The sequence below is a fragment of the Acinetobacter sp. FDAARGOS_494 genome, assembly GCF_003812225.1.
GTDB lineage: Bacteria > Pseudomonadota > Gammaproteobacteria > Pseudomonadales > Moraxellaceae > Acinetobacter > Acinetobacter baumannii.
Genome location: NZ_CP033866.1, coordinates 3,764,669 through 3,776,452, shown reverse-complemented (window position 1 = coordinate 3,776,452; position 11,784 = coordinate 3,764,669). Strand labels below are relative to the sequence as shown.

9 protein-coding genes are annotated in these 11,784 nt (G+C 38.1%); 5 read left to right on the top strand and 4 right to left on the bottom strand.

The window, feature by feature from the left end:
- The first annotated feature begins 144 nt into the window (after positions 1 to 144).
- Genes EG365_RS18360 through actP form a run of 3 tightly spaced genes read left to right on the top strand, consistent with a single transcriptional unit; the run spans position 145 to position 3,763 of the window.
- Complete coding sequence (locus EG365_RS18360) at positions 145 to 1,779, top strand: long-chain-fatty-acid--CoA ligase (protein ID WP_000181290.1); 1,635 nt, start codon at positions 145 to 147, stop codon at positions 1,777 to 1,779.
- 27 nt (positions 1,780 to 1,806) lie between these two features.
- Complete coding sequence (locus tag EG365_RS18355; protein WP_001025141.1) at positions 1,807 to 2,118, top strand: DUF485 domain-containing protein; 312 nt, start codon at positions 1,807 to 1,809, stop codon at positions 2,116 to 2,118.
- Entirely contained in the window at positions 2,111 to 3,763 is a 1,653-nt protein-coding gene (gene actP / locus EG365_RS18350; protein WP_001045993.1) for a cation/acetate symporter ActP, read from the top strand. The genes EG365_RS18355 and actP overlap by 8 nt, the downstream gene beginning before the upstream one ends.
- A 147-nt stretch (positions 3,764 to 3,910) precedes the next feature.
- Here the strand turns inward: actP and EG365_RS18345 are convergent, their stop codons facing one another.
- From EG365_RS18345 to EG365_RS18335, 3 genes are all read right to left on the bottom strand, one after another.
- Positions 3,911 to 4,897 (bottom strand): NAD(P)H-quinone oxidoreductase, encoded by a 987-nt coding sequence (locus EG365_RS18345; protein WP_000649780.1) that lies wholly within the window; start codon positions 4,895 to 4,897, stop codon positions 3,911 to 3,913.
- An 83-nt stretch (positions 4,898 to 4,980) separates the two neighbouring features.
- Complete coding sequence (locus tag EG365_RS18340) at positions 4,981 to 6,426, bottom strand: coniferyl aldehyde dehydrogenase (protein WP_001094386.1); 1,446 nt, start codon at positions 6,424 to 6,426, stop codon at positions 4,981 to 4,983.
- Positions 6,427 to 6,475: 49 nt separating this feature from the next.
- Positions 6,476 to 7,369, bottom strand: coding sequence for an acetoacetate decarboxylase family protein (locus EG365_RS18335; protein WP_001095374.1), 894 nt, complete (start codon positions 7,367 to 7,369; stop codon positions 6,476 to 6,478).
- 421 nt (positions 7,370 to 7,790) lie between these two features.
- Here EG365_RS18335 and EG365_RS18330 point away from each other — a divergent pair, with 421 nt between their 5' ends.
- Both EG365_RS18330 and EG365_RS18325 read left to right on the top strand, forming a co-directional pair.
- Positions 7,791 to 8,621 (top strand): alpha/beta fold hydrolase, encoded by an 831-nt coding sequence (locus EG365_RS18330; RefSeq protein ID WP_000542600.1) that lies wholly within the window; start codon positions 7,791 to 7,793, stop codon positions 8,619 to 8,621.
- Between the two features lie 76 nt (positions 8,622 to 8,697).
- Complete coding sequence (locus tag EG365_RS18325) at positions 8,698 to 10,218, top strand: catalase (RefSeq protein WP_000997200.1); 1,521 nt, start codon at positions 8,698 to 8,700, stop codon at positions 10,216 to 10,218.
- A 468-nt stretch (positions 10,219 to 10,686) separates the two neighbouring features.
- Here EG365_RS18325 and EG365_RS18315 read toward each other — a convergent pair whose 3' ends face one another.
- A complete protein-coding gene (locus tag EG365_RS18315; RefSeq protein WP_000482355.1) occupies positions 10,687 to 11,730 on the bottom strand; it encodes a hypothetical protein in 1,044 nt (347 codons plus the stop codon).
- Between the last annotated feature and the right edge of the window lie 54 nt (positions 11,731 to 11,784).

Below are 11,784 nucleotides of genomic sequence, written 5' to 3'. Positions count from 1 at the left end.
TTTCAAAATTGAAATCTTTTCAAAAAAGAAAAATAAAATAATTAATTAAGTTATTGAAAATAATAATAAAAATATTTGGCATCATAGTTGCATTGACTCATGTAAGCATCTGAATCAGTTGCTAAATTGTGTGAGGAAATAAGAATGACGAATGGATTAATGATGCATTGTAATTTAAACATTACTTCAATAATGCAGCATGCTTTGATAGTTTACGCAGATCAAGAAATTGTAACTTTGAAAGCAGATGGGATAAGTAAACACCGATATACATATAAAGATGCTTTCGAACGTGTAGCTCAGTTTGCCAACGCACTAGACCGATTAAATATAAGTTCTGATGCTAAAGTCGGAACGATGGCATGGAACTCATTTCAGCATTTTGAATTGCACTATGCCATTCCATGTACGGGAAGAATTTACCATACAATTAACCCTAAATTGGCGCCTGAACAGCTCATTCAAATTATCAATTCTGCTCAAGATGAGGTACTCATTATTGAACCAGATTGTTTGGCATTAGTTGATTCGATTTATGACAATATAAAGCCAGTCATAAAACATTTTATTGTGCTCGGGGACCCCAATAAAAATTTAAAAGCACAATTTGATTTCGTCTTTTATGAAGAACTCATTGCTCCAGAGCAGTCTTATTATGATTGGCCAGATATCCCTGAAGAGCGTGCAAGTGGTCTTTGTTATACATCAGGTACAACAGGGGATCCTAAAGGCGTTCTTTACTCACATCGTAGTACTGTATTACATGCATTAATACTAAGCATGCCAAATGCGATTGGCTTAACGCATGATAGCTGTATCATGCCTTTGGTTCCGCTTTATCATATTAGCGCATGGGGAATGCCATTTAATGCGGTTTTGTCGGGGGCAAAAATCGTTTGGCCTCATTCATTTGCGGGCCAAACAGATAAGATTTTCGACCTGATCCAATCAGAACACGTAGATATTTCTATGGCTGTTCCTACCATCTGGAATTCTTTTAAAAATTATCTTGAAGAACACCATATTTCATCAGTCAGTTTAAAACGTGCAATATCTGGTGGTTCAGCTGCGCCATATTCGCTTATTGAGTCTTTGAGCCATTATGGAATTTCTGTTGAAAATGCTTGGGGAATGACTGAAACCAGTTCAATGGCAGCGTGTAACCGAGTAGACCAAATTAAAAATAATATCGAAACCCAATCGATTAAATGCGGTAAACCTATCTTCGGTATTCAAATGAGATTGCGTGATGAGAATCATCAATTACTTCCTCATGATGGTGTGCATGAAGGCATTTTAGAAGTACGTGGTCATACAATTGCTAAACAATATATCAATCAACCAAAAGCAGGAGAAGAAGAGGGCAAATGGTTCGATACGGGAGATATCGCCTGCATAGATGAATATGGATATATGCATATTACGGACCGTGCCAAAGATATGATTAAGTCGGGAGGAGAGTGGGTCAGCAGTGTTGAAGTTGAAAATGCAGCGATGGGATATGAAAAAGTTGCAGAAGCCGCCGTTATTGCTGCCAATCATCCTAAATGGGGAGAACGCCCACTTTTAATATTGGTGCCAAAGTCTCCACAAGAAAAAATTGAACATTCAGAAATTGTCATTTTTCTATCATCCAAATTACATAAATGGGCCATTCCGTCAGCAACCATATTGGTTGAAGAAATACCGCATACGCCCACTGGAAAAATCAGTAAAAAAATATTGAGAGAACGTTATCACGACTATTTCACCAATAGTGCTTTTGCTGAATGTAAATAATGATCAACATAAAAAAGGATTTTTTATATGAACATCCCTCAGGAAGCAAATATCGTTTTAGATGCGAAATTTAAAAAGATGGTAAAGCAGAGAAATCGATTCGCCGTTTTCTTAAGCTTAATTGTACTCAGCATTTACTTTATTTTTATAGGAACAGCCACATTTCATCCCGAATTACTTGCAATTCCATTAGAAGCAAGCAAAGTCACCATTGGTTTACCAATTGCTGCAATTGTTATTGTATTGAGCTGGATTATAACGGGATTTTATATATTTATTACGAATCAATACTTTGACAAACAAAAAGAAAAATTAAGAAAGGAATATCGTTATGAATAAATATTTTGCTTTTACTATTTTGACCTTATTTAGCTCCGGTGCTTGGGCTTCACAAAGCGAGCCAAGGAATTGGACCGCAATTATTATGTTTGCATGTGTAGTTGGTATTTCACTACTTATTACTTTTAAAGCTGCAAAGAAAACAGTATCGAAAGAAGATTTTTATACAGCGGGTAATGCTATTTCAGCTAAGCAAAATGGTTTGGCGATTGCGGGAGACTATATGTCTGCCTCAACCTTACTCGGTATTTCTAGTATGGTTTTCTTCAAAGGCTATGATGGTTTTATCTATGTGACAGGCTTTTTTGTTTGTTGGCCCATTTTAACTTTCTTAATGGCTGAAAGACTAAGAAACCTTGGCAAATATACTTTTGCAGATATTGTTTCGTATCGATTAGATCCACAGCGCACCCGTATTTTGGCAACGTGTGGTTCACTTATTGTTGTGTGTTGCTATTTAATTTTGCAAATGGTGGGTGCAGGTCAGCTGATTAAATTATTGTTTGGTCTAGATTATAAAATTGCCGTTATGCTGGTCGGTTGTCTAATGCTGGTGTATGTCATTTTCGGAGGAATGCTTGCAACCACATGGATACAAATAGTTAAAGCTATTCTTTTGCTCTTTGGCGGAACCGTTTTAGTCTTTCTGGCATATAAAGCGTTTGGTTTTAGTTTAAATAATATGGCTGAGGCTGCCGTTAATACACATAAATTAGGACAAAAGGTGTTAGAACCGGGTCCAATGTTATCCAACCCGATTAATACACTCTCTATGTCTATTGGGTTGATCTTTGGTTTAGCAGGTTTACCACATATTCTGATGCGCTTTTTTACGGTTCCAAATGCTGCTGAAGCACGCCGTTCAGTCTTTTATGCTTCTGGTTATATTGGTTACTTCTTTATTGTAGTTTGTATTTTAGGTTTAGCTTCCATCGCCATAGTAGGCACGAATCCTCAATATTTTGTAGATGGGCACCTCGGTGGAGATTTAATTGGCGGCAGTAACATGGTTGCGATGCATCTAGCAAAAGCCCTTGGTGGAAATCTATTACTCGGCTTTTTATCTGCTGTAGCATTTGCAACGATTTTAGCTGTGGTGGCTGGCTTGGTACTTGCTGGAGCTTCTGCGATTTCCCATGATTTATTTCAAAAAGTCATTAAGAAAGGCAAGGCAACTGAAAAGCAGGAAATGGTTGTATCTCGACTTTCTGTGGTGGTTCTAGGTGTGATTGCCATAGCATGTGGAATCTTATTTGAAAAAATGAACATCGCTTTTTTAATGGGACTTACATTTGGTATTGCTGCTTCCGCTAACTTTCCTGTACTTATTCTTTCTATGTACTGGAAAGATTTAACTACCCGCGGCGCCATATTTGGTGGGTTTGTAGGAATCATTTCCGCAATTACCTTTGTAGTTTTATCACCTACGGTCTGGGTAGGTGTTTTAGGGCATGAAAAAGCAATATTCCCATTTGATAATCCAGCATTATTTTCAATGCCCCTCGCTTTTTTAGTGAGTATTGTTGTGTCTTTGACTGATAAAAGTGAAAGAGCCAAGTTAGATAAACAGGGTTTTGAATTACAAGTGGTGCGTTCAGAGCTTGGGGCTCAACAAGGGTCGTTTGAAAAAATGCCTTTGCATTAAGTCTATTAAATAATCCCAAAAGTAAGATAGCTGGAGTGGATTATGAGAGTAAAGGAAAGAGAGATGACTCCCTATATAAGTTAATAATAATTTGGACTTATTAAGTAAAAAAGACCAGTATTAACTGGTCTTTTTTACTTTCAGTTTTTATTTTTTGACGATTAAAGCTAACTTACCAACATGTTGTCCTTGATCAAGGAATTCATGAGCTTGGCGAGCTTCTTCAAGATCAAATGTTTTATATAACAAGGGTTTTATCTGTCCTTTTGAAATTAAAGGCCATACCTTTTCTTGCAGTGCTGCCATCACTTCTGCTTTCGCTTCTGCAGTTTGAGAGCGTAGGGTAGCGCCTGTATGAGTTAGGCGTTTAGCAAGCATCGGAAAAATATTGACTTTGTCCGCTAAGCCTTTAAGCACACCTATTTGCAATATTGTGCCGTTCATTGCAGCGACTTCATAATTTCGCTGGATGTAATCTCCAGCAATAATATCCAAGACAAAATCTACACCTTTACCATCAGTATGTTTTTTTACAACTTCAACAAAGTCATCTTCATTATAATTTATGGCTACATCAGCACCAATTTTTAAACTCGCTTCTTGATGTTCTTTGCTCGAAACTGTTGTAAAAATTTTGGTTGCTCCAAAAGCTCGAGTTAACATCGTTGCGGTAGTACCAATTCCTGAAGTACCGCCATGTATTAAAATTGAACTGTTTGGACGGAATTTTGCATGTTGGAAAAGATGTGACCAAACTGTCATAAAAGTTTCTAATAAAATTCCACCTTCAATTAATGTCAGACCTTCAGGAATGAAGAGTACATTATCTTGATGGGCAACTACATATTCAGCATAGCCACCGCCCGGAACTAATGCACAGACTTCATCTCCAGCTTTAAACTTAGTAACTTGCTTGCCTACTTGTTTAACAATTCCGGAAACTTCAAGGCCAGGAATGTCAGTTACACCAGGCGGTGGTGCATACAAACCTTTTCGTTGCATTACATCTGGACCGTTAATACCTGCTGCAACAACTTCAATTAATATCCCATCATCTGTTAACTCAGGCATAGGTCTTTCACTAACCGTAATAACTTCAGGGCCGCCAGCACCTTTAAAAGTGATACATTTCATAAAGTTGTTTCCTTATTAGATATTGTTAATTAAATAAGCGGAATTGAGACTGAGTGCGCAATCCCGCTTAGGATGAAAAATAATTAAGATTTAGCTTTTTTCTTACCCAAGGTAATGGCAAGTGCTAACTCCATGAATTTTCCAAAAGGAGCATGTAAGAAGCTTGGGAAATTCCAGCGGCCCTGATCAAAGACACCTTTTGCATGGCTCATAGAACGGAAACCTTCAATTCCGTGATAAGCACCCATCCCACTTGGACCGATACCACCAAACGGTAGATCGTCTTGTGCCACATGAATTAAGGTATTGTTAATACCAACGTTACCTGAAGTCGTACGTCGTAGCAGTTTTTTGCAATCTGCATCTTTTTCACCAAAATAATATAAGGCGAGTGGACGATCTCGTTCATTGATGTAGTTAATTACCTCATCAATATCACGGTAGGTACGCACGGGTAGAATTGGGCCAAAGATTTCTTCTTTCATAATTGCATCATCATCTTTTGCTCCTACAACAAGTGTTGGAACAAGAGTACGAGTGCGATTCTTTGCCGATTCAGATTTGACTCCTAGTTCAATGATTCGTGCGCCATTTTGTCTTGCACTATCAAGTAAGCCTTGTAAACGAGCATAATGACGTTCATTGACAATTGAAGTGTAATCATCACAGTCTGGCCCGTTTGGATAGAATCGAGAGACTGTCGCGTTGTATTCTTCAATAAATATTTCTAAATCATCTTCATGAACAAGGGCATAATCTGGAGCAACACATGTTTGTCCACCATTGGATAATTTTCCATAGGCAATACTAGTCATGGTTCTCGAGTTTACGTGCCCTCGACCTACAATCGCTGGACTTTTACCACCTAATTCAAGAGTGAGCGGAACGAGGTTATCACTTGCTGCTTTCATGACTTTACAGCCCACAGGTGTACTTCCTGTAAACAATAGATGGTCGAAAGGTAGTGCACTAAATTCAGCACCAACTTCAGGCCCACCTAAAATAACCGCAACTTCTTCTATAGAAAAGTTCGCCGCAAGCATGCGTGAAATCACTTCACTTGTTCGAGGGGTGAGTTCTGAGGGTTTAAGCATTGCTCGGTTACCGGCAGCAATCGCTGTAGCAAAAGGAATAAGCGTAAGAGAAATAGGGTAGTTCCAAGGAGCCATGACCCCAATAACCCCTTTCGGCTGATATTCTATGTGAGCACTAGCTGAGCGATAGAATAAGCTGACATGACGCTTTTCTGGCTTCATGAAACGGCGTAAATTACGCGTTAAATAATCGATGGACTGAACAATACCAACAAGTTCCATGACATCTGTTTCATGATATGAACGGTGTCCAAAGTCTTCACTTGCAGCAACTTGTAATTCACTACGATATTCAATGACAGCAGCACGAAGTTTTGCAAGACTTGCTTTACGCTGTTGAAGTGTTGGTGGTTCAGCTTTCAAAAATGCTTTGCGTTGTCGAGAGAGTATCTCTGATGCATTTAAAGTGCTGCTTACTTCATTGAGAGTATTCATCTTAAACCTCAAAACATAGCTTAACGATCCTAAGCTAACTGACTGATGATTAAAGTTTAGTCGGTAGATTTAATACGACCTGAGCATCTTCAATCACATCGAGACGAAGAATAGTAGATGCGCCCAACTGGTCTAGAAGCTGGCTCACATGGCCGCCATGGCGTGTCACTTTTACCTTGCGCGGGAAAAGTTTTTCACCAAACGAGAGAACATTGGTTTGCACTAGAGTTTGATGCCACTCGTTATCGACTAAATGCAACATCGTGGCTTTACCCATGCGGGATTCAGACTTAACTCTTTTTAATGACGGAGTTGCGGTTGTTAGGCTAATATCTAATTTGTTGTAAGTTGAAAGTGTTGCTTCAACTTTTTTCTTATCAATCTTTACATCAATTTCGGCTAGCCATTTTGGAAGTTGATAACCATATACGCCACGTACACGTGCTATTTCAGTGTCGACAGGTAAAGCTAATACATGCGCATAAAAGTGATGTTTACGAATCGAGTTAATCAGCTCTAAAGCATGCGGACCATGAGCTTTAGGTTTACGCACGACAATAGCTACAGACGCTTCATTGTATGGATCATTATCACAAACTGTATAAGTGAAAAAGGTGAGTGCAACTAGTCCATAACCTGGAAAAGCTTCCAAGGGTACTAGAGGCGAAGGTAATTTTTTCTTTAACAGCTTAACGGGTGCAAGCATCAAAACTTGCACATTGCCGCTACGATAATAAAAGTTGGGAGCCCAGACAGGTCCAACTCTTGATTCAACTAACTTTTTAGGAATGCTACGGAAAAAATCAATATTTCCAGCTGCAGGATCTTTTGCAACTTCATCTAAATCAGGATTCATTCTAAAGCGGTCATAATAACCACCTTTTGGAACTTTAACTTTCTGTTGACCAAATTCAACTTCAGTGAACGCTTTATTTGTATTCATAATTGGTTAACCTTTAAATTGATCGACTGAGTAGCTGATAATCTTTAAAAGCAGATATCAACTTTCTGCCTGTAGGATTACTATAAGTTTAAAGTTCACTTGAATGTCAATATGCTATTTCTCTAAGAATTAAAACTGCTTGTAACGAATTTAGAATAACTTTTAATAAGAATAGGTAGAGTTGATTAGCTTTTAGATGATCTAAAGAAAACCCTTAGTTTTTAGGACTGTAGAAATTATTTTTTTACACTTTTTAAACGCTGTTTTCTCTAAAATCTATTGACCTTAAAGTGAACTTTAACCTTACTATGTTATGACTATCCATGAGGGTAGGATTGAAAATTTTATATGTACTTATTACGAATTAATTAGAGCATATACAGTAAATCGATAGTGTAACTTTTACACAGGAGAAACAAAAATGGGATATGTCACAACAAAAGACGGCGTAGATATTTTTTATAAAGATTGGGGCCCTCGCGATGCTCCTGTAATTTTCTTCCACCATGGTTGGCCGCTCAGTTCAGATGACTGGGATGCGCAAATGCTTTTTTTTCTTAAAGAAGGTTTTCGTGTAGTTGCTCATGACCGCCGTGGTCATGGTCGTTCCACTCAAGTCTGGGATGGTCATGATATGGACCATTATGCAGATGACGTTGCTGTTGTGGTTGAGCATTTAGGTGTACAAGGTGCGGTACATGTAGGGCATTCAACAGGTGGTGGTGAAGTAGCACATTATGTTGCTCGTTATCCTAATGACCCTGTTGCTAAAGCTGTTTTAATTAGTGCCGTTCCACCATTAATGGTGAAAACTGAAAGTAATCCGGATGGTTTACCAAAAGAAGTTTTTGATGACCTTCAAAATCAACTTTTTAAAAATCGTTCTCAATTTTATCATGACGTACCTGCAGGTCCATTTTATGGATATAACCGACCAGGAGCAAAAGTATCAGAACCTGTGGTGTTAAATTGGTGGCGTCAGGGCATGATGGGCGGAGCAAAAGCTCATTACGATGGAATTGTTGCTTTCTCTCAAACAGATTTTACTGAAGACCTCAAAAAGATTGAAATTCCTGTTCTTATCTTGCATGGTGAAGATGATCAGGTTGTACCTTTTGAAATTTCAGGTAAAAAATCTGCGGAACTCGTTAAAAACGGTACTTTAATTAGTTATCCAGGATTTCCTCACGGAATGCCAACTACAGAAGCAGAAACAATTAACAAAGATCTTTTAGCATTTATTAGAAGTTAAGTTTAAAAAAGAGGGCAGCCAAAATTGACTGCCCTTTTTATTGATTCGATTGATTATTTTTTTCGGGTGCATATTAATGAATGACGATACTAAAAAATGTCCTTTTTCCCAACTTACTACTGATTTTGGGGCTCCAGTTGTAGATAACCAGAATAGTATGACGGCAGGTGCAAGAGGGCCTCTACTTGCTCAAGATTTATGGTTAAACGAGAAATTAGCTAACTTTGTTCGTGAAGTAATTCCAGAACGTCGTATGCATGCAAAAGGTTCAGGTGCATTCGGCACTTTCACGGTGACTCATGATATTACTCAATATACCCGCGCTAAAATCTTTAGTGAAATTGGTAAAAAAACAGAAATGTTTGCCCGATTTACCACTGTAGCTGGTGAACGTGGAGCAGCAGATGCTGAACGTGATATTCGCGGCTTTGCTTTAAAATTTTATACAGAAGAAGGTAACTGGGACATGGTGGGGAACAATACACCAGTGTTCTTCTTACGTGATCCACGTAAATTTCCAGATTTAAATAAAGCAGTAAAACGCGATCCTAAAACTAACTTGCGTAGCGCAACGAATAACTGGGATTTCTGGACTTTATTACCTGAAGCTTTACATCAGGTCACTATTGTCATGTCTGATCGAGGTATTCCTGCTTCCTACCGTCATATGCACGGTTTTAGTAGCCATACCTATAGTTTCATCAATAGTGCGAATGAACGTTTCTGGGTGAAATTTCATTTCCGGACCCAACAGGGAATTAAAAATTTAACAGATGCCGAAGCTGGTGAATTAGTGGGGCATGATCGTGAAAGTCATCAACGTGATTTATTCGATGCGATTGAACGAAAAGATTTCCCTAAGTGGACTTTGTATGTACAGGTAATGCCTGAGCAAGATGCTGAAAAGGTTCCATATCATCCATTTGATTTAACAAAAGTCTGGCCTCATGGAGATTATCCATTAATCGAAGTGGGTGAGTTCGAGCTGAATCGAAACCCTGAAAATTTCTTCTTAGATGTTGAACAATCCGCTTTTGCACCAAGTAATCTGGTTCCTGGCATTAGCGCTTCCCCAGACCGCATGCTGCAAGCCCGTTTATTTAACTATGCAGATGCTCAGCGTTATCGTTTAGGTGTGAATTATCAGCAAATACCTGTAAATGCGGCACGTTGCCCAGTTCATAGTAATCACCGTGACGGTCAAGGACGCATCGATGCCAATTATGGTGGTCTTCCACATTATGAGCCAAATAGTTTTGGACAATGGCAAGAGCAGCCTCAGTACAAAGAACCACCGTTAAAAATTAATGGGGATGCTGATTTCTGGAATTATCGTGAAGATGACAACGATTATTTCAGTCAACCTCGTGCTTTGTTTGAACTTATGACTCCTGAGCAACAACAGGCTTTATTTGATAATACTGCACGCGCAATGGGTGATGCTCTTGATTTCATTAAATATCGCCACATTCGTAACTGTTACGCATGTCATCCAGCTTATGGCGAAGGTGTGGCTAAGGCGCTTGGTTTGACAGTTGAAAATGCTCAAGCAGCTAGAGAAACTGACCCTGCACGTGGTTTACCAAGTTTTATTTAAATCTTTAAAAACAGAACATAAGGCTATGTCAATAATAGCTTTATGTACTTAACTATTTTATAGCATCGAATGAAAAAATTAATATCTACACTCAGTCTCGGTATTCCATCATTATTCTTCACAAGTAATGTACAAGCAGGGCTGACCATTCCTGTGGGTTTTACCAAATCAGATTCATTTATATTTAACGCCTCAAGCAAAGACTGCTTATAAAGAGGCTTTAGCTTTACCTGAAACAGCCATACCTTTATTAGATTTAGATTTTGGTATATTAACTCAAAATTCATCTTCAAAGATTCGGTTTAACTAATATTATTTAAAAGAGAATAGAACTTTATTGTTTTCAGATAGTATATTTAAATTAACTAGAATTTTATAAATAAAATGAAATATAAAAAATATTATTATATATGGTAGAAATAATCGTAGCCCTTTCTTCTTATAATAAGTAGAAAGGGCTCTTTAAAATTATTTTTTAGCTGTCGATTTATCAAGTGATGGATATGGAACAGGCATATTTAATGCCAATTGTGCATCTTTCACTACATCAAAACGTAGAACTTTATTAGCTCCTAGTTCATCAAGTAATTTACTCAGCGGTCCACCACTTTTTACAACTTGAACGTTCTTTGGAAAAAGCTTTTGTCCAAATGCCAAAGTATTAGACTCTACAGAAGTGCTGTGCCATTTCCCATCTACCAATTGATACATGGTTTTTGTTTCAATACGAGATTGTGGTTTCACAGTTTTAATTTCTGGCAATGGCGCAGCTACACTTAAATCAGGTTTACCATCAGTATTATAAATATGAGCTTGAACTGATTTATCGCCAATTTTCATATCAATAGGTGTTAACCATTTTGGTAATTGGTAACCATACACACCACGAACACGAGCAATTTCTGTATTTACTGGTAATGCGAGTACATGGCCATAATATTTATGGTTACGCATTGAACTCAATAATTCTGTGGTATTGAAGTGATGAGCACCAGGTTGGCGTACAACCACAGCAACCGAAACTTCATCATATGGGTCGACATCACCGACTGCATAAGAGAAGAATGTTAATGAAACCAAACCATAGCCTGGGATAGGTTGTAATGGTTCAAGTGGAGCAGGGAGTTTTGCTTTTATTTTAGAAATCGGAGCAAGCATCAAGAGTTGGATATTGCTAGTACGGTAATAAAAATTCGGAGACCATACTTTACCCACTCTAGTATCTACAAGTTTTTTTGGGATGGTACGGAAATAATCAATATTTCCAGCTGCAGGATCTTTTGCAACTTCGTCTAGATTCGGGTTCATACGAAAACGATCGTAATAGCCGCCTTTTGGAACATTAACTTTATAAGGCCCAAACTCTACAACAGTTGTTTCCTGTGAAGTGCTTGAGTTTGATGGTTGTTGTACAGAACTTGAGTTAGTCTCAACCGCTTGAGCTGAAAAACTCAATAATAAACTTACGGATAAAGCAGTAACTGTTCGAGGGAGATTAAGCTTGTTGAACATTGAAATGTTCCTCCTATAGACCATGTATTAATGCTAAGATTAAAGTGAGGTTGA

What these genes read in the sequence shown, in the direction of transcription:
- EG365_RS18360 (WP_000181290.1), top strand. Translation starts at nt 145, where the DNA reads ATGACGAATGGATTAATGATGCATTGTAATTTAAACATTACTTCAATA.
- EG365_RS18355 (WP_001025141.1), top strand. Translation starts at nt 1,807, where the DNA reads ATGAACATCCCTCAGGAAGCAAATATCGTTTTAGATGCGAAATTTAAA.
- actP (WP_001045993.1), top strand. Translation starts at nt 2,111, where the DNA reads ATGAATAAATATTTTGCTTTTACTATTTTGACCTTATTTAGCTCCGGT.
- EG365_RS18345 (WP_000649780.1), bottom strand. Translation starts at nt 4,897, where the DNA reads ATGAAATGTATCACTTTTAAAGGTGCTGGCGGCCCTGAAGTTATTACG.
- EG365_RS18340 (WP_001094386.1), bottom strand. Translation starts at nt 6,426, where the DNA reads ATGAATACTCTCAATGAAGTAAGCAGCACTTTAAATGCATCAGAGATA.
- EG365_RS18335 (WP_001095374.1), bottom strand. Translation starts at nt 7,369, where the DNA reads ATGAATACAAATAAAGCGTTCACTGAAGTTGAATTTGGTCAACAGAAA.
- EG365_RS18330 (WP_000542600.1), top strand. Translation starts at nt 7,791, where the DNA reads ATGGGATATGTCACAACAAAAGACGGCGTAGATATTTTTTATAAAGAT.
- EG365_RS18325 (WP_000997200.1), top strand. Translation starts at nt 8,698, where the DNA reads ATGAATGACGATACTAAAAAATGTCCTTTTTCCCAACTTACTACTGAT.
- EG365_RS18315 (WP_000482355.1), bottom strand. Translation starts at nt 11,730, where the DNA reads ATGTTCAACAAGCTTAATCTCCCTCGAACAGTTACTGCTTTATCCGTA.